We start from the raw sequence: 16,428 nt of genomic DNA on the forward strand, positions 1-16,428 counted from the left end.
TGAGTATGATTGGAATGAAATAATCGCCATAATTTGAGAATCTATGAAAGGAACTGTAGCTATTCAGTTCTATTCTTTTATACCGATAATAAAAATAAGAGATTTTATAATAAGGTGTTGTCGAATGGATAAACAAAGTAAGATTTATGTAGCGGGACATAGAGGTCTAGTTGGATCTTCTATTATGCGTAATTTAAAATCAAAAGGGTATGAACAAATTATATATAGAACGAGCGATGAGTTAGATTTACGTAATCAGCAAGGTGTTCAACATTTTTTTGAACAAGAAAGACCCGACTATGTGTTTTTAGCTGCTGCAAAGGTAGGAGGAATTTTAGCCAATTCTGGTTTTCCAGCTCAATTTTTATACGATAATTTAATGATTCAATCGAATATTATTGAAGCCGCTCGCCAATATGGAGTTAAGAAGCTATTGTTTTTAGGAAGCACATGTATTTATCCCAAAATGGCCCCCCAACCCCTAAAAGAAGAGTATTTACTAACAGGTGAATTAGAATGTACAAACGAGGCATATGCAATAGCTAAAATTGCAGGTATTAAAATGTGTAATGCTTATAACAAGGAATATTGTACAAATTTTATTAGTGTGATGCCAACCAATTTATATGGACCAAATGATAATTTTGATTTGGAAAGTTCACATGTATTACCGGCACTTATTAGGAAAATCCATGAGGCAAAAGTGAATAATGAGTCGACAGTTTCTGTTTGGGGATCGGGGAGGCCACTCCGTGAGTTTTTGCATGCTGATGATTTAGCTGATGCTTGTGTTCATTTAATGAAACATTGCGATGCTGAGCAAGTTGGGGAATTTGTTAATATCGGAACAGGCAAAGAAGTGTCTATAGAACAATTAGCTTTACTATTATCTGATGTAATTGGCTATAAGGGCAAGCTAGTATTTGACATTAGTAAACCAGATGGCACACCAAGAAAGCTAACAGATGTATCTAAGTTACATCATCTTGGCTGGAAACATTCAATTGAATTAAAGGAAGGAATTCAAGATGCATATAATTGGTATCTTGATAATGTCATAAAGTCATGAAAAATGGACCAAAAATTAGTATAATAACTGCTTGTTATAATGCAGAAAATACAATTGAGCAAACGATTCAAAGTGTACTCGGGCAAACGTATAAAAACATTGAGTACATTATTATTGATGGGGCTTCCACTGATGGAACGATGGAGATTGTGGAGAAGTATCGAGACAAAGTAGATGTAGTGGTCTCAGAGTCGGACAAAGGAGTATATGATGCTTTTAATAAAGGTATTGGGTTAGCAACAGGTGATTTTATAAATTTTATGAATGCTGATGATTATTTCAAAGATATTTTAGTAGTAGAAAAAATTGCTCGAATCTTAAATGAGAAAAAGCCAAAAATATTATATGGGAAAGTAAGAGCAATTGATGAGATAAGTGGAGAGTGGCAATTTAGAGGTAAATTATTAACTCTTAATGATTTTAAAAAGGGGGAAATGTGTCCGCATCAAGGAGTATTTACTGAGAGAAATATCTTTAGTCAATTTGGTGGATTTAATTTGAAATATAAAATACTTTCAGATGTGGATTTTACAATTAAATGTTTTAAAAAATACGAGTTCGAGACTCTATTTGTAAATGAAGAAATTGCTATTTTTAGAATAGGGGGATTAAGCACAAATATAAAATACATGAATCGTTTTCATGAGGAAAATAAAGAAATACATCTAGAACACTTTAATTATATTCCTATTCATAGCAAAAAATATTTGGATAATAAAGATATTCATATTTCTAATTATCATTATAGAGAGTTATTTATGTTATCAATTTTAGATAATGATTCATTACTTAAAGGGTTAAAAAAATCAAATCGGTCTGCTGCCATTTTCGGTTCAAGAAGACTCGCTGTTTTACTTTATCACTATCTAAATAAAAATGGGTTTAAAATAAGTGGATTTATTGACAATAATAAGGAAATGCAAGGGGAATATTTGTTAGGAAAAGAGATAGTTTCTGCTGATAATGTAGATTTGTTACAGGTAGACATAATAATAGTTTCAGTTGAGAGATTTGTAGGTGCTAATGAAGTTAAGCTTCAATTAGAAAAGTTAAATCCAAAAATAAAAATAATAACTTGGCATGAATTGATAGATTCTACTTCTAATCTTTAAATTACTTAGGAGGTAACTATGTTAGTATCGGTTCTAATAAACAACTATAATTATGCCCCTTATTTGACTGAATGTATACAATCAGTTATAGACCAATCCTATTCAGATATTGAAATAATCGTTTATGATGATGGTTCAACGGATAATTCATTAGAAATTTTATCAAAATTTAACAACATAAAAGTAATTTCTAATAATAATTATGGTAAAGGCCATAATTTGAATCAAATGAATGCAGTTAATAAAGCATTTGAAGAATCTACTGGTGATATTATTTTCTTATTAGACAGTGATGATTTCTTTAAGAATGATAAAGTAGAAAAAACTATTAACCTATTTAAAGAAAGTCCACATATTGAAGTTATTCAACATCTTCTCGAAGAAGTGGATGAAGATAATAATCTTCTACACAAGGTTGTACCAGTACTAAAAAAAGTTAAAAATTATAAAGAATATATTTATGAAACAGAGAGTATCTATCATTTGTTTTCTATGACGAGTGCGTTAGCATTCAGACGGAGATTTTTAGAAAAAGTACTTCCTTTAGATGAAGATGATTTTTCTTATATGTGCGTTGATACTCGACTTATGCTAGTCGCTGCTCTGCAATCAAATATTTTAACTATTAGTGATTCATTAACTTATTATCGTAAACATGGAAGTAATGCTTGGGGAAAACTTGGTGATTTAAATAATCATGAGGATTACCTACAAGATTTATATGGTTTTTTTAACAAAATCGCTATGGAGAATGGACAGCGACCGATTAGTTATTCTTATAATAAGTACATAGAAAACACTTATTTTTACAATCTTGTAGATAGTAAGAAGTGTATGCGATTTATACAAAACCAACATGCAAAAAGGTATTATATTTGGGGTGCAGGAGAAGCAGGACAAAGTGTCTATCATGCGTTAAAAGATAAAGGTTTGAATTTTCTAGGCTTTATTGACAGCGACGAACGAAAACAAAACTGTTTAGTTATGGATAAAGAAGTATTTAGTCCAGCTAGTTTATACGATAAGGATAATATTTATATACTGATTTCTCCTTTTCATGCCTATGAAACAATTGCCACAATTTTAAAAAATCAAAACTATATTGAGAATGAGCATTTCATATCTCCTTATATGGAGGATTGACAAGTGAATGATATTAAAATTTCAGCTGTAATACCAACATTTAATGCAGAATTATATATAGAAAAAGCTATTCAAAGCATACTGAAGCAAACTGTACATGTGAATGAAATTATTATTATCGATGATGGCAGTGTCGATCAAACCTGTAAAGTAGTTCGAAAGATTCAAAATGACGAACCGAATATAGTTTTGCATACACAAAAAAATACTGGAGCTTCAACAGCAAGAAATAATGGCATTCATGTGGCAACAGGTAACTGGATATTATTTTTAGATGCTGATGATGAATGTTCAGAAGATCTAGTTGAAACTTATCTAGCTAAAATAAATGAAGCTACAGAAGATATTTCAGCAATTTATACTGCTTATTATCAAATTAACGAACATTCTCAAGTGATTTCCTCGCAACTAAGAGGTAAGCGATTAAGCGGAACGGAAGGTTTTTGCGATATTTTGATAAGAAATCCTATTATTTCTCCTTCAGGTGTATTAGTGAATAAAAAACAATTAAATGAATTGAATGGTTTTAATACGCAGATTAAGTATGTAGAAGATGTTGATTTATGGGTGCGTCTATTAGATAGGGATTATTCAATTGAATATATTGATAGACCTCTTTCTTTTATAAGACGTCATTCAAATAATACTACTTCTAGTATGAGTACTTCACATAATGCAGAAAAGCTAATAATGGATCAATATGGTTTGGATTATATTAAAGAAAAGCTTTATAAACGTAGTTATACAATGGAGAAAAACAGTTTAGATTTTGCTTTATTTTTAATTCGTTATAAGCATTGGAAGCAATGCGAAGAGCTTTTAGAGAATACTCGGATTTTAGAAGATTCACCGCATTATAATAGCTATTGTTTTCTGAAATCTATTATTTATATTGAAGATAAACGATTCGATGAAGCGTTGGATGAATATGAAAAAATACTTGTTGCAGATGTAACCCATGGGGCAGCGTTGAATAATTCAGGTGTTATTTACGCAATGTATGGCAATAAAGAACAAGCAATTAATAATATGGAACAAGCTTTGTTACTATATTCAGAGTATTTAGATGTTAAGCATAATATGACACTACTTGAAAATAGTGAAACAGATAAATCACTTTTTAGATTTACTTTGCGTGAGTTAAGACCAGTATTACTATCATATAGTACAGATTAAAGAAATGTGGTGAAAATAGTGAAGTTAATTCTACTTTCAGGTGGATCTGGTACAAGACTGTGGCCACTATCTAATGATTCGCGTGCAAAGCAGTTTCTTAAAGTGTTACATAACGAGCAAACTGGCGAATTAGAGTCGATGGTGCAACGTGTGTATCGTCAATTGTCCAAGGTTGTTGCTGTTGAAGATATGATTGTGGCAACGAATGCTGCGCAAGTAGATATGTTACGCAATCAGTTAGGTGATATTCCAATTGTCGTAGAACCGGAAAGACGTGACACATATCCAGCAATCGCACTAGCATGTACGTACCTTTATTCGATTTTAGGGATGAAGGAAGATGAGGTTGTTGGGGTCGTTTCAGTGGATGCTTTTGTCGATGTCGCTTTTTATCAGCAAGTGAAGAAACTTGAACAGCTTGTGATGACAACCAATGCTGATATTGGCTTATTAGGGATAAAACCTACTTACCCCTCCTCTAAATATGGCTATTTAATACCAAAGCAATATACAGAATACATGCAAGTTGCCCGTTTTGTTGAAAAGCCATCTGAAGAAGCTGCGGAAGTATTAATAGGTAAAGGTGCTTATTGGAATAGTGGTGTATTTGCTTTCCCTTTAAAGTTACTATTAAATAAACTTAGCAAAGATGGATTTTCTAATTCATATGAAGAATTACTAGATCATTTTTCAAGATTGACGAAAAATAGCTTTGATTATGAAATAGTAGAAAACCTAACTAAAATAACTGCTTTAACCTATGACGGTTATTGGAAAGATTTAGGAACATGGAATACGTTAACGGAAGAGATGTCCCAACAGGTTATAGGAAATGGTGGGTTAAGTGAGGATAGCCATAATACACATGTCGTAAATGAGCTTGATTTGCCTGTTAAAGTACTTGGGATTTCCAATGCAGTAGTTGCAGTTAGCGCGGACGGTATTTTAGTAACAGATAAGCCAGCTAGTTCACGAATGAAAGATATGCTCCATGATGGTTTATTTTCAAGACCGATGTACGAGGAACGGCGGTGGGGATGGTATCGAGTGCTTGATGTTACAAGAAAAGATGGGCGCGAGGTTCTAACGAAAAGGCTTTGTGTTGAGGCTGGTAAAAACTTAAGCTATCAATTCCATAACCATCGATCTGAAGTGTGGACAATTATATCAGGGGACTCAATTTTTGTTCAAGATGGAGAAACAAGAATGGTTTCACATGGCGATGTACTAAGCATTCCGTTAGGATCGAAACATTCTCTGTATGCGCTCACAGATACAGAATTGATTGAAGTACAAATAGGTGATCATATAGTAGAAGAAGATATAACAAGACTTTCTAATGATTGGTTGGAGATACTTGAAACAATAAAATAGCAAAAAATTCGGCTTTCATACAATACGTGAAAGTCGTATTTTTTGTTATTATGGAACTAGAAATACAATGTTAGATAATATATCCGATAAATAGTATAGAATATTTTTTAGAGATTACTAATTTCTGATGGAGGTTCTAAATGATTCGCTTTATTAAGCTTAGAGAAGAGCATCTTCAACAAGTTCTGGAATGGAGAACACAGGAAGATGTCACTAAATTCATGAACACCGATATTGAAAAAGACATGGATAAACAGAGAGCATGGTTTAGACGGATTTCAAATTCAAAAAATAATGTTTATTGGATTATAGAAATAAAGGAAAATCCAATAGGCGTAATTTCTTTAAATAATATAGATTTTGAGAATAAAAGAACGAGCTGGGGCTTTTATATTGGCGAAGAAAAGTATCGCTTATATGGAGGAATTATACCTCCATACTTTTATAATTATATATTTTCAAGTTTCGACTTTCATAAAATCACTGCAGAAGTGCTAGAAGGAAATCATAATGTTATGAAGTTGAATATAATGCATGGTTATAGAGTGGTTGGCGTGTATAAAGATCATATTTTAAAAAATGGTTCTTACTTTGATTTGAATTTATTGGAGCTTTTAAAAGACGATTGGTTAAAACTTAATAAATTCCAAAAGTATGTATGTGAATTTGAAGAGTAAAAATATAGAATTGGAGAATAAATAAATGGATAAATTATTATTAATTATTAATGAAATGCGAGAAGAAGCAGGATTTGAATCAATTGATTCTTTAGAAGCTTCTATGGATTTAAGAGAAAATTTACAACTAGACTCTTTAATGTTAGCAGAATTAACAGTACGGATTGAAGATGAATTTGATGTAGACATTTTCGAGGACGGCATCGTTCAAACAATTGGTGAAATCATTGTTAAAATAGAAGGCAAATAATATGGAAAATGTTTTTTTAATACATAATGAGACTACTTATACCTATAAGAAATTGCTATTTGATTTAAATAATAAGGTATATGAAACACCTTATTTATATGTGAAGGACAATCATCCATATGAGGTTTTCTTAGCGATTGTTCACAGTTTGCTTTTTGACTATCCAATTGAAGTGTTAGATGGTGATTTTTCTGAAAAAGAGATAAGTGAATTGGGTATTAATGTGAATGCGTTAACCTTGACGACAAAAATGAAAGAACGCTTCCATTTTCAAAAGCTGGATGATGTCATGAAACAAATAAAAAAAATAGAAAAATGGCAATTAACTCTTTATACATCTGGTACGACAGGGCGTCCTAAGAAGATGAGTCATACTTTCCATACTCTCACAAGAAACGTAAAAAAACATACAAAATTTGAAAATGATGTTTGGGCTTTTGCTTATAACCCAACTCACATGGCTGGGTTGCAAGTGTTTTTTCAAGCATTTCTCAATCAAAACACATTAATTTATATGTTTGGTGAATCAATGAAGAAGATACCAGCATTAATTGAGGAATATCAAATAACTCATATTTCATCTACAGCAACTTTTTATAGAAATGTTCTCCCTTATGTACAAGGAAATACGTTTTCAATGGTCAAAAGAGTGACATTTGGTGGTGAAAAATTTGATTTACTTTTAGAAGGTAAGTTAAAAGCTGTTTTTCCAAATGCTAAGATGATTAATATATATGCATCGACTGAGGCAGGTAGTTTATTTACAGCACAAAGAGATACTTTTGAAATTAAGCCAGAGCATCAACAATGGGTGAAAATTACAGCACAACAGGAATTATGTATACATCATTCTTTACTTGGACATTCAGAGTCTCTATCACTGGATAGTAAATGGTTTCACACAGGAGACCTTGTTGAATGGGTTGATGAAACACATTTTAAATTCCAATCACGTCAGTCGGATATGATTAATGTAGGAGGCTACAAAGTGAATCCACTCGAAGTAGAGAATATACTGATGCAAGTTCCAGGTGTTATCGATATTCTAGTGAAGTCTAAAAAGAATAGTGTTACGGGTGAGCTACTTGTCGCAGACGTTATCAAAAATCAGGAAATAGATGAAAAAGAGTTGAAAAAAGAAATAAAACAATATGCATCTATACATTTACAAGAGTGGAAAGTTCCACGCATTATTAGATTTGTAGATGAACTTCCTAGTACAAGAACGGGAAAGAAGGTCAGAAAATGAAATGGATTATTGTGTCTGGTGATTCAAGAGGAGTCGGCAGGGAAATTGTTCATCAAATACTAGCTGAAACAGAATTTGGTGTTATTGGCATTAGCCGTTCAAGTGAAGATGCTGCTGGCGAGCTGTTAGCAAAATACCCAGACCGTTTCAAACCACTTTCTTATGATTTAACCGATGTGGATGGTATAAAGCCATTATATATGGAAAAGATTCGTAAAATAGGTCCGATTTACGGACTCGTTAATAATTCAGCAATGGCATATGACGATATTGTTTCTAACCTAAATGTTCAACAATTGCAGACAATGTTTCAAGTGAATGTATTTGCAGCTATGCACCTATCGAAGTATGCAATTAGAGATATGTTATTGCATAAAACGCAGGGCTCTATCGTGCATATATCCTCTATCAGTGCTCATACGGGATATAAAGGGTTGAGCATGTATGCAGCATCTAAGGGAGCGATGGAAGCATTTTCTAAAAATACTGCTAGAGAATGGGGTAGCAAAGGAATCCGTTCAAACTGTGTTGTACCAGGTTTTATGGAAACAAGTATGAGTACAGCATTGACAGAAGACCAAAAAGCACGTATTTACCAAAGAACATCTTTGAAAAAGGAAACGGATATATCAAGTGTAGCTAGTACAGTGCTTTTCTTACTTTCTGATCAAGCAAAGTCGATTACAGGTACAGTTGTTCATGTTGATAATGGAACAATATAATAGAGATTTCTATGTAAATGTAGGGTGTGATTATTTGAAAACAATTGTTATTATTCAAGCAAGAATGGGGTCAAGTCGACTTCCAGGTAAGATTTTAAAACCGCTCGGGGATACGGATGTGCTGACTTATGTAACAAAGCGCTGTTTGCAAATTAAAGGTGTCCAAGAAGTCGTTGTTGCAACTACTCTATCATCCAAAGATGACGCGATTGTAGCTTGGTGTCTAGAGCGTGATGTAAAATGCTTCAGGGGTTCAGAGAACGACGTATTATCTCGTTTTGTAGATTGTGCGAATGAATATGAACCTGATTATGTAATGCGTGTGACGTCCGATTGTCCATTTGTAGACTATGAAATGGCCTCTGAAATGATTGCTTTAATGGAAAAAGGGCGCAAAGATATTGTGTTATTAGATGGTGAGTTACCTCGTGGTCTAGCTGTTGAATTAATCTCTTATGCGTCACTGTTGAAAATAAAAGAGATTGGGCTAGAACAGCGTCATCGTGAACATGTGACGTACTATGCTTATGAATTCAAGAATCAATTTGAAGGAATTACATTTAAAGTGCCAGAAAATCTCCAAGCACCTGAATTTCGTATTACTTTAGATACAGATTCGGACTATGAGCTCATTCGAGCGTTAGCAGACCATTTTGATGATTTACTTGTTTCAAGTGTAGACGTAATTGATTACTTAAAGCATACACCTGAAGTGGCAAAACTTAATGTACATATTGAACAAAAGCCGGTGATTTAAATGAACTTTATAATTCGTACAGATGCTTCTGCCAAAATTGGTAGTGGACATGTGATGCGATGTTTAACTATTGCAATAGAGCTTAGAAAAAACGGTCATGAAGTAACCTTTTGGATGAAAGAGCTTGTAGGAGATATGCGAGAGTTTGTACAATCTAAAGGTTTCTCAATTATTACTGAAATGGAAAATACGGATATTTGTATTATCGATCATTATGATATTGATATTAAGTGGGAAAGAAAAATTCGACCATTCGTAAAAAAAATTGTAGTTATTGATGATTTGGCCAACCGTAAACATGACTGTGATCTATTATTGGATCAGAATGTAGTTCCAAATTTTGAGCATCGTTATGATGATTTGGTTCCAGTACATTGTGAAAAATTATTAGGACCGAGATTTTTAATGATGAGAGAAGAATTTATCCGAGAAAGAAAAAATCTTTCATACAAAACAGGTGGAGTGAACCGCATTCTTATTTTCATGGGTGGTAGTGATCCAACGAGTGAAACATTGAAAATTATAAATGCATTAACGCAACATCAAAGTTTCTCATATGTAGATGTTGTTGTTGGTAATAGTAATCCTCATAAAACTAAAATTGAAGGTATTTGCATGAAGGAAGGCTATCATTTTCACTGCCAAATAGATTATTTGGCTTCTTTAATGGCGAAAGCAGATTTTTCTATTGGAGCTGGCGGTAGTGCTACTTGGGAGCGCTGCTTTGTTGGTTTACCTTCATCAAGTACGATTGTTGCAGAAAATCAACGTATTTCAACTGAAACTGCAGAAAAGTTAGGCGTAATATGGAACTTAGGGTGGCATGAACAAGTAACTGTGGATACATATAAAGATCTACTTAGATCCTTAAAAGATAAAAAAGAATTATTGATAAACATGCGCAAAGCCGGATTAAAGTTAACGGAGCAATCAGGAGGGGCGAAATCTTGGTTGGACGCAATTTTGGAGGTAACGAAATGATTCAAATAGGTGATAAAAAGATAGGACTTTCGGAAAAGCCGTTTATTATTGCAGAAATGTCAGGTAATCATAATCAGTCACTCGAGCGTGCTTTAAAAATAGTAGATTTAGCAGCTGAGGCTGGAGCAGATGCAGTGAAATTACAGACATATACACCAGATACAATGACTTTGGATATTCATACAGGTGATTTTTTAATCGAAAATGACACAAACCTGTGGAAAGGACAATCTCTCTATAATTTATATAAGGAAGCATATACGCCTTGGGATTGGCATGAAGCTATTTTTAATCGCTGTAAGGAACATGGGATAGTTGCTTTCAGTTCACCTTTTGATGAAACGGCAGTAGAATTTTTAGAAACTTTAAACGTGCCTGCTTATAAAATCGCTTCATTTGAAAATGTAGATATTCCTTTGATAAAAAAAGTAGCAGCAACAGGTAAGCCTATTATTATCTCAACTGGGATGGCATCGATTGCAGAATTAGATGAGGCAGTACAAGCAGTTAAATCTCAAGGGAACGAGCAAATTATTTTATTGAAATGTACAAGTACATACCCTGCGACACCAGAAAATTCAAATATTTCTACGATCCCACATATGAAAGAATTATTTGGGACAGAGATAGGTTTATCTGATCATACAATGGGTATTGGTGTAGCAGTTTCTGCAGTTACACTAGGTGCTACAGTAATTGAAAAGCATTTTACGATTGCGCGTGCTGATGGTGGTGTAGATTCAACATTCTCTTTAGAGCCATATGAACTAAGAATGCTAGTTGAAGAGACGGAACGAGCCTGGAGGAGTTTAGGCAAAGTTACCTACGGACCTACAAGTGTGGAAAAACCATCTCTTGAATACCGCAGGTCACTCTATATAGGAAAAGATTTAAAAGCGGGTGATATATTAACGAAAGAAAATGTTCGAGTCGTACGACCAGGGCATGGACTAGCACCGAAATATTTAGAGATGGTAGTTGGTAAGAACGTAAAAATAGATATACTAAAAGGGACACCTTTAACATTTGATATACTACTATGAGGACTGATAACATGAATAAGCGCTCAACATTTTTATCATATGGAAAACAGTCGATTGATGAAGCTGACATTGAGGCTGTTGTAGAAACATTACGATCGCCTTTTCTAACGCAAGGACCTAAAGTTGAGGAATTTGAACAATCAGTAGCAGATTACGTAGGTGCAAAGTATGCAGTAGCCTTTTCAAACGGCACGGCTGCCTTACATGGCGCTTGTTATGCTGCAGGAATTGGGGCAGGTGATGAAGTCATTACAACGCCAATAACTTTTGCTTCGACATCGAATGCAATTTTGTATTGCGGTGGAACACCTGTATTTGCAGATATAGACTCACAAACTTATAATATTGATCCTGAGGAAATTAAGAAGAACATTACCTCCAAGACAAAGGCTATTATACCCGTGGATTTTACTGGGCAACCAGTAAACTTAGACGAAATAATGACTATTGCAGAGGAACATAAACTTATTGTAATAGAAGACGGCGCCCACTCATTTGGTGCCAGCTATAAAGGTCGTAAAATTGGTTCACAAGCACATATGACGATGTTTAGTTTTCATCCAGTGAAACCTATTACCACTGCAGAAGGTGGAGTAATCACTACTGATTCTGAAGAATATTATGAAAAATTAAAGCTTTTCCGTAGTCATGGAATATCTAAGACTCCTTATGCAGTTGAACAAGGTGATTGGTACTATGAAATGACGGAACTTGGTTTCAATTATCGTATGACAGATATACAAGCAGCGTTAGGGTTATCTCAAATAAAGAAAATAGATAAATTTATTAATATTCGCCGTGAAATAGCTGATATTTATCAGGAGGCTTTAGATCAATTTCCTGGTGTAATATTACCAAAACAGTTAGATGGAACAAATTCAGGATGGCATTTGTACATAATTCAGCTGGACCAAGCCGTACTAAATAAAACTCGAAAAGAAATATTTAATGAAATGCGAACATGTAATATTGGTGTCCATGTGCATTATATTCCTGTTTACTGGCATCCTTATTACGAACAACTAGGGTTCTCTAAAGGAATATGTAATGTAGCAGAGAGTTGGTATGAAGGTGCTTTAACATTACCGATATTCCCTAGTATGGAAAAATCAGATGTAAATAATGTGATTGAAATATTAAAAAGTACTTTGAATAAATAATTTATAGCAAAGTAGTTCCTTGATGAAGGAACTAAACAGTCCATTTATTACAAAAAATGTGATGTAATTTAAAACAAAGTAGATGGATATATCATAATATTAATTATCATAGACCCATATCTTTAAGCATTAATTCATCACGAGTAGTTTAATTATATGAAAGCGACTTTTCTGTTTTTCGTAAACGAATTGTCGCTTTTTGTAGTGTTTATGTATAGTTCATATTTTCCAATTTCTAATAATACATAATTTAAATTCCTTTTTCTTTAAAAGTGAAACTTCCTAAAATGTTTCCGATAATACACATAAGTACATGAAATGTTTAGGAGGTTGGATAGGATGCGTATTGCAACGCAAGGGCAAACAATAGAGACACCTAATGCTTCAAATAATACGAGGGTGGCAAACTTAGAAGTTAAAACAGAGCCTACTGTCACTAAGCAAAAAGTTGAAAAACAAAATGTTGCACCAGAAGAGCAAGAAATTTCAAAAGAAAAATTACAACAAGCTATAGAAACAGTGAACGAATTTTTGCTAATAAATCATAGTTCTTCGAAATTTGTACTACATGATGGCTTAGATCGTTATTTCGTACAAATGGTAGATGCACAAACAGAAGAAGTCGTGAAAGAAATACCACCTAGAAAACTATTAGATGCATTTTATGAAATGCAAAAACTTTTAGGTATGATTGTAGACGAAAAAATTTAAGGGATAATTAGGAGGAACAAGATATGGTAAACAGAATTGGCGGTTTAGCTTCAGGAATGGATATTGATGCTTTAGTAGCAAAGTTAATGCAAGCTGAAAAATCACCTCTTATCAAATTACAACAGAAAAAAACGATGTATGAATGGCAACGAGATGCGTATCGAGGAATTAATACGAAACTTCAAACATTTGATAAGTATATTGCGGACAATTTAATTTTAAAAAGTATGAAATCAAAAACAGCTGCAGTTTCTAACAGCACATATGCTTCTGCTACAGCAACATCCAGTGCTTCTGGTACGCTTGTACTTGAAGGTGTGTCACAACTTGCAGCTGCAGCGCGAGGCCTTGGTGATCAAAAAAATGCTACTGCCGATACGAAGTTAAGTGAACTTGGCATCAGTAGCGGTGTAATAAAGCTCAACGCTATAAAACCAGACGGAACGATGCCAACAGAGGGTACTGAAATTGTTATTGATGAATCTATGACAATCTCGAAGTTTGTGGAAAAAATTAATGATAGTAATGCGGGTGTAAGTGCATTATTTGAAAACGGTCGCCTATCTATTACTGCAAAAAATACAGGTGATAATAAAAATGGGGCCGAGGTCCAAGTCACTGCTGGAGCAGATGTTTTTGGTAAGCTTGGATTTACGTCGCTTATTGGACAAACTTCTGGTGATTTAGCGCAAGGTGGAAAGAATGCAATTTTCCAAGTGAACGGTATTGCTACTGAACGTGCTTCAAACACATTCAATATTTCTGGCTACAATGTTACGTTAAAAGAGACATTTAACGCTGGTGGTACGATAAATTCTCTGTTAACGTTGTCATTTAACGAAAGAAAAAATGCTGCAGATGATTTGATCACAAAAGATTCAGCTTTTAATACTAAAAAAAGTGCTTATGAAAGCGCCCAAACTAGTAATGATGCAGCTAGAGCTAAATTCTTAGATAGTTTAACAGGTGCCCAGAAAGTAATTTACTCTAATCTTACCTTAGAAACTAGACCTGTCTTAGCCGAGTTAGATTACAGTCAGGTTACAAAACTTGCTACTATAGATTTTACAGATGAAGCAGCTGCAAGGACCGCAATTGCAAATCTCTCTGAAGCAGATGGTTTTACGCCAGCTTTAAAAGAAGCACTAGGCAAAATGAACATTGGTGATTTAAAAGAAATTTCCGAGTTACCAGAGGCAGATTTTAATGCAATATCTGATGTTGCAAAATTAGAAAAAACATTTAATGTTTTGGATAAGCAAGTTTTAAAAGGACTTTCAGGTTTAGGTGCAGATATTGCAACTGCACTTACAGGTCGGGATTTAACAGTAGAAGATCCATTTGCTGATTTACCTGAGGGCCCTTTAAAAGATAAGTTAAAGTCATTAGATAAAGGAACACTTAAGGCTTTACAAGATTTAAGTGGGGACGAAATTGAGAATCTATCGGCAGCAGCTGATGCGCAAATTAAATTAACAACAGCACATAATGAATTTAAACAAGCAGAGACGGCATTAAAAGCGGCTCAAACGAGAAATGACAATGCAGAAGCAAGCTATAAGCAATTATATAAAGAGAACATTTTTAAAGGGAATGAAGCCGATTTTGAGGCAGCTTATCAAAATCATATTGCAAATGATACGACCCCCCCACAGATAACTGCTGATCCATCGACAGTTTCTCCAGTTACCATTACATCTACTACCAACGTTGATGAAATGATGAATAAGATTAAAGAGTTTGTTACTACTTACAATGGCTTAATTAAAGATTTGAGCGAACAAACAAAAGAAACTAAATATCGTTCCTTTGCACCTTTAACGGATGAACAAAGAAAAGATATGTCAGAAAACGAGATAAAGCTTTGGGAAGAAAAGGCGAAAAGTGGTTTACTACGTGGCGATACAATTTTAAGAAGTGGACTTGCTAGTATGCGAGCATTGGTTTACGAAGCAAATCCATCCGTTTCAAATCCAAAATTTAATACACTCTTTAATATAGGAATTACGACAACTAAGAATTATAATGATGGTGGTCAATTAGAAATTGACGAAAAGAAACTACAAAAGGCACTTGAAGAAGATCCAGATGCAGTAGCAGCATTATTCTCAAATCTAGACGGTAAACAAAAAGATACAATTACAGTAACTGATAAAGATGGAAACATTACTACTAAAGAAGCAGATACCCGAGGTTACTTACAAAAATTACGTAGTGCTATGGATGGTTTAAAGATTGATATAGAGAAAAAAGCGGGACGTGCTTCAGCTACAGAGCAAACCTACTCAATCGGTAAAAACATAGTAGATACAAATAAACGTATAGATACTTGGCAAGAAAAACTTAAAGATATTGAAGCTCGCTACTGGAAGCAATTCACAGCCATGGAACAAGCGATAAATAAAGCAAATTCGCAATCAAGTATGTTCATGCAAGGATTAGGAGCATAAGGCTTTTAATAAAGCTAGAGTAGGAGAATTATATGCAATCAATAGAACAACTACTGCAGGTTTCTGCTAATCTATATAAACTTTTAGGGGAAATCCCAGAAGAACGTGATAGCTACATTGAAAACATTAATGCAATGTTGGATAAACGTGGAATTTTTATTAAACGCTTGCAGGAAGAGAACTTTAAGTTCGATGCTCAAAATCGTGTTCATAATACCCTACTCGAATTAGATAATGGTATTAAACAACGATTAGCTGTTGTCATGGAAGCTGTAAAGAAGGATATGGCAAACCTACAAAAAACGAAAAAAAGTGAAGAGCAATACTTCAATCCCTATGCGAATGTTCGTGTGATGGATGGCATGTATTATGACAAAAAGAACTAACATTTAACTTCATTCAGCTTGGTGGAAGCTGAATGGAAGATCAAGCTCCAACGAATGTCAAGGATTTTAAAAGGAGTGAATTGTCGATTGTACAATTCAAAATCCCGACACATTTACGCCTCGGCGTAAATGATCAAATAGCTTTTCTTCATAAAATGGTTTAAACTA

17 protein-coding genes are annotated in these 16,428 nt (G+C 33.9%); all 17 read left to right on the plus strand.

The genetic code is table 11. The features are described 5' to 3' along the window. Window positions 1–124 precede the first annotated feature (124 nt). The 17 genes from B3D94_RS22090 to B3D94_RS22170 all read left to right on the plus strand — a co-directional run bounded on the left by B3D94_RS22090 (window position 125) and on the right by B3D94_RS22170 (window position 16,424). On the plus strand, window positions 125–1,069 hold the full coding sequence (locus B3D94_RS22090; protein ID WP_193830967.1) for a GDP-L-fucose synthase family protein: 945 nt from the start codon (window positions 125–127) through the stop codon (window positions 1,067–1,069). Next, the gene (locus B3D94_RS22095; protein ID WP_291760897.1) at window positions 1,066–2,181 is read left to right on the plus strand and encodes a glycosyltransferase family 2 protein; all 1,116 of its coding nucleotides are present in this window, start codon (window positions 1,066–1,068) and stop codon (window positions 2,179–2,181) included. The genes B3D94_RS22090 and B3D94_RS22095 overlap by 4 nt, the downstream gene beginning before the upstream one ends. Before the next feature lie 18 nt (window positions 2,182–2,199). Beyond that, entirely contained in the window at window positions 2,200–3,324 is a 1,125-nt protein-coding gene (locus B3D94_RS22100) for a glycosyltransferase (protein ID WP_291760900.1), read from the plus strand. 3 nt (window positions 3,325–3,327) lie between these two features. After that, complete coding sequence (locus B3D94_RS22105) at window positions 3,328–4,500, plus strand: glycosyltransferase (RefSeq protein ID WP_069480096.1); 1,173 nt, start codon at window positions 3,328–3,330, stop codon at window positions 4,498–4,500. Window positions 4,501–4,518: 18 nt separating this feature from the next. Continuing rightward, the gene (locus B3D94_RS22110) at window positions 4,519–5,874 is read left to right on the plus strand and encodes a sugar phosphate nucleotidyltransferase (protein ID WP_069480097.1); all 1,356 of its coding nucleotides are present in this window, start codon (window positions 4,519–4,521) and stop codon (window positions 5,872–5,874) included. A gap of 140 nt (window positions 5,875–6,014) precedes the next feature. Beyond that, window positions 6,015–6,551, plus strand: a complete 537-nt coding sequence (pseH, locus tag B3D94_RS22115; protein WP_069480098.1) for a UDP-4-amino-4,6-dideoxy-N-acetyl-beta-L-altrosamine N-acetyltransferase — start codon at window positions 6,015–6,017, stop codon at window positions 6,549–6,551. Window positions 6,552–6,576: 25 nt separating this feature from the next. Continuing rightward, window positions 6,577–6,801, plus strand: coding sequence for a phosphopantetheine-binding protein (locus B3D94_RS22120; RefSeq protein WP_291760905.1), 225 nt, complete (start codon window positions 6,577–6,579; stop codon window positions 6,799–6,801). Between the two features lies 1 nt (window position 6,802). Continuing rightward, a complete protein-coding gene (locus tag B3D94_RS22125; RefSeq protein WP_069480099.1) occupies window positions 6,803–8,050 on the plus strand; it encodes an ANL family adenylate-forming protein in 1,248 nt (415 codons plus the stop codon). Further along, complete coding sequence (locus B3D94_RS22130; protein ID WP_069480100.1) at window positions 8,047–8,772, plus strand: SDR family NAD(P)-dependent oxidoreductase; 726 nt, start codon at window positions 8,047–8,049, stop codon at window positions 8,770–8,772. The genes B3D94_RS22125 and B3D94_RS22130 overlap by 4 nt, the downstream gene beginning before the upstream one ends. A gap of 34 nt (window positions 8,773–8,806) precedes the next feature. Beyond that, a complete protein-coding gene (locus tag B3D94_RS22135) occupies window positions 8,807–9,529 on the plus strand; it encodes a cytidylyltransferase domain-containing protein (protein ID WP_069483242.1) in 723 nt (240 codons plus the stop codon). After that, window positions 9,530–10,510, plus strand: a complete 981-nt coding sequence (gene pseG / locus B3D94_RS22140) for a UDP-2,4-diacetamido-2,4,6-trideoxy-beta-L-altropyranose hydrolase (RefSeq protein WP_069480101.1) — start codon at window positions 9,530–9,532, stop codon at window positions 10,508–10,510. Next, window positions 10,507–11,553 carry a pseudaminic acid synthase gene (gene pseI, locus B3D94_RS22145; protein ID WP_069480102.1) on the plus strand — a complete coding sequence of 349 codons (1,047 nt, stop codon included), beginning with the start codon at window positions 10,507–10,509 and terminating at the stop codon, window positions 11,551–11,553. The genes pseG and pseI overlap by 4 nt, the downstream gene beginning before the upstream one ends. A gap of 11 nt (window positions 11,554–11,564) precedes the next feature. Next, window positions 11,565–12,713: a UDP-4-amino-4,6-dideoxy-N-acetyl-beta-L-altrosamine transaminase gene (gene pseC, locus B3D94_RS22150; RefSeq protein WP_291760912.1), complete on the plus strand. Its 1,149-nt coding sequence runs from the start codon at window positions 11,565–11,567 to the stop codon at window positions 12,711–12,713. 339 nt (window positions 12,714–13,052) lie between these two features. Continuing rightward, window positions 13,053–13,424 carry a flagellar protein FlaG gene (locus tag B3D94_RS22155; RefSeq protein ID WP_069480104.1) on the plus strand — a complete coding sequence of 124 codons (372 nt, stop codon included), beginning with the start codon at window positions 13,053–13,055 and terminating at the stop codon, window positions 13,422–13,424. Between the two features lie 23 nt (window positions 13,425–13,447). Further along, window positions 13,448–15,874, plus strand: a complete 2,427-nt coding sequence (gene fliD / locus B3D94_RS22160; RefSeq protein WP_291760916.1) for a flagellar filament capping protein FliD — start codon at window positions 13,448–13,450, stop codon at window positions 15,872–15,874. Between the two features lie 32 nt (window positions 15,875–15,906). After that, window positions 15,907–16,260, plus strand: a complete 354-nt coding sequence (locus B3D94_RS22165; protein WP_069480106.1) for a flagellar assembly protein FliT — start codon at window positions 15,907–15,909, stop codon at window positions 16,258–16,260. Between the two features lie 32 nt (window positions 16,261–16,292). Beyond that, on the plus strand, window positions 16,293–16,424 hold the full coding sequence (locus B3D94_RS22170; protein WP_291760919.1) for a hypothetical protein: 132 nt from the start codon (window positions 16,293–16,295) through the stop codon (window positions 16,422–16,424). The last annotated feature ends 4 nt before the right edge of the window (window positions 16,425–16,428 follow it).

This window comes from Lysinibacillus sp. UBA5990 (assembly GCF_002429815.1).
GTDB classification, from domain to species: Bacteria; Bacillota; Bacilli; order Bacillales_A; family Planococcaceae; genus Lysinibacillus; species Lysinibacillus fusiformis.

Coding starts and splice junctions, on each gene's coding strand:
- B3D94_RS22090 (WP_193830967.1), top strand. CDS start 125: ATGGATAAACAAAGTAAGATTTATGTAGCGGGACATAGAGGTCTAGTT.
- B3D94_RS22095 (WP_291760897.1), top strand. CDS start 1,066: ATGAAAAATGGACCAAAAATTAGTATAATAACTGCTTGTTATAATGCA.
- B3D94_RS22100 (WP_291760900.1), top strand. CDS start 2,200: ATGTTAGTATCGGTTCTAATAAACAACTATAATTATGCCCCTTATTTG.
- pseH (WP_069480098.1), top strand. CDS start 6,015: ATGATTCGCTTTATTAAGCTTAGAGAAGAGCATCTTCAACAAGTTCTG.
- B3D94_RS22120 (WP_291760905.1), top strand. CDS start 6,577: ATGGATAAATTATTATTAATTATTAATGAAATGCGAGAAGAAGCAGGA.
- B3D94_RS22125 (WP_069480099.1), top strand. CDS start 6,803: ATGGAAAATGTTTTTTTAATACATAATGAGACTACTTATACCTATAAG.
- B3D94_RS22130 (WP_069480100.1), top strand. CDS start 8,047: ATGAAATGGATTATTGTGTCTGGTGATTCAAGAGGAGTCGGCAGGGAA.
- pseG (WP_069480101.1), top strand. CDS start 9,530: ATGAACTTTATAATTCGTACAGATGCTTCTGCCAAAATTGGTAGTGGA.
- pseI (WP_069480102.1), top strand. CDS start 10,507: ATGATTCAAATAGGTGATAAAAAGATAGGACTTTCGGAAAAGCCGTTT.
- pseC (WP_291760912.1), top strand. CDS start 11,565: ATGAATAAGCGCTCAACATTTTTATCATATGGAAAACAGTCGATTGAT.
- B3D94_RS22155 (WP_069480104.1), top strand. CDS start 13,053: ATGCGTATTGCAACGCAAGGGCAAACAATAGAGACACCTAATGCTTCA.
- fliD (WP_291760916.1), top strand. CDS start 13,448: ATGGTAAACAGAATTGGCGGTTTAGCTTCAGGAATGGATATTGATGCT.
- B3D94_RS22165 (WP_069480106.1), top strand. CDS start 15,907: ATGCAATCAATAGAACAACTACTGCAGGTTTCTGCTAATCTATATAAA.
- B3D94_RS22170 (WP_291760919.1), top strand. CDS start 16,293: ATGGAAGATCAAGCTCCAACGAATGTCAAGGATTTTAAAAGGAGTGAA.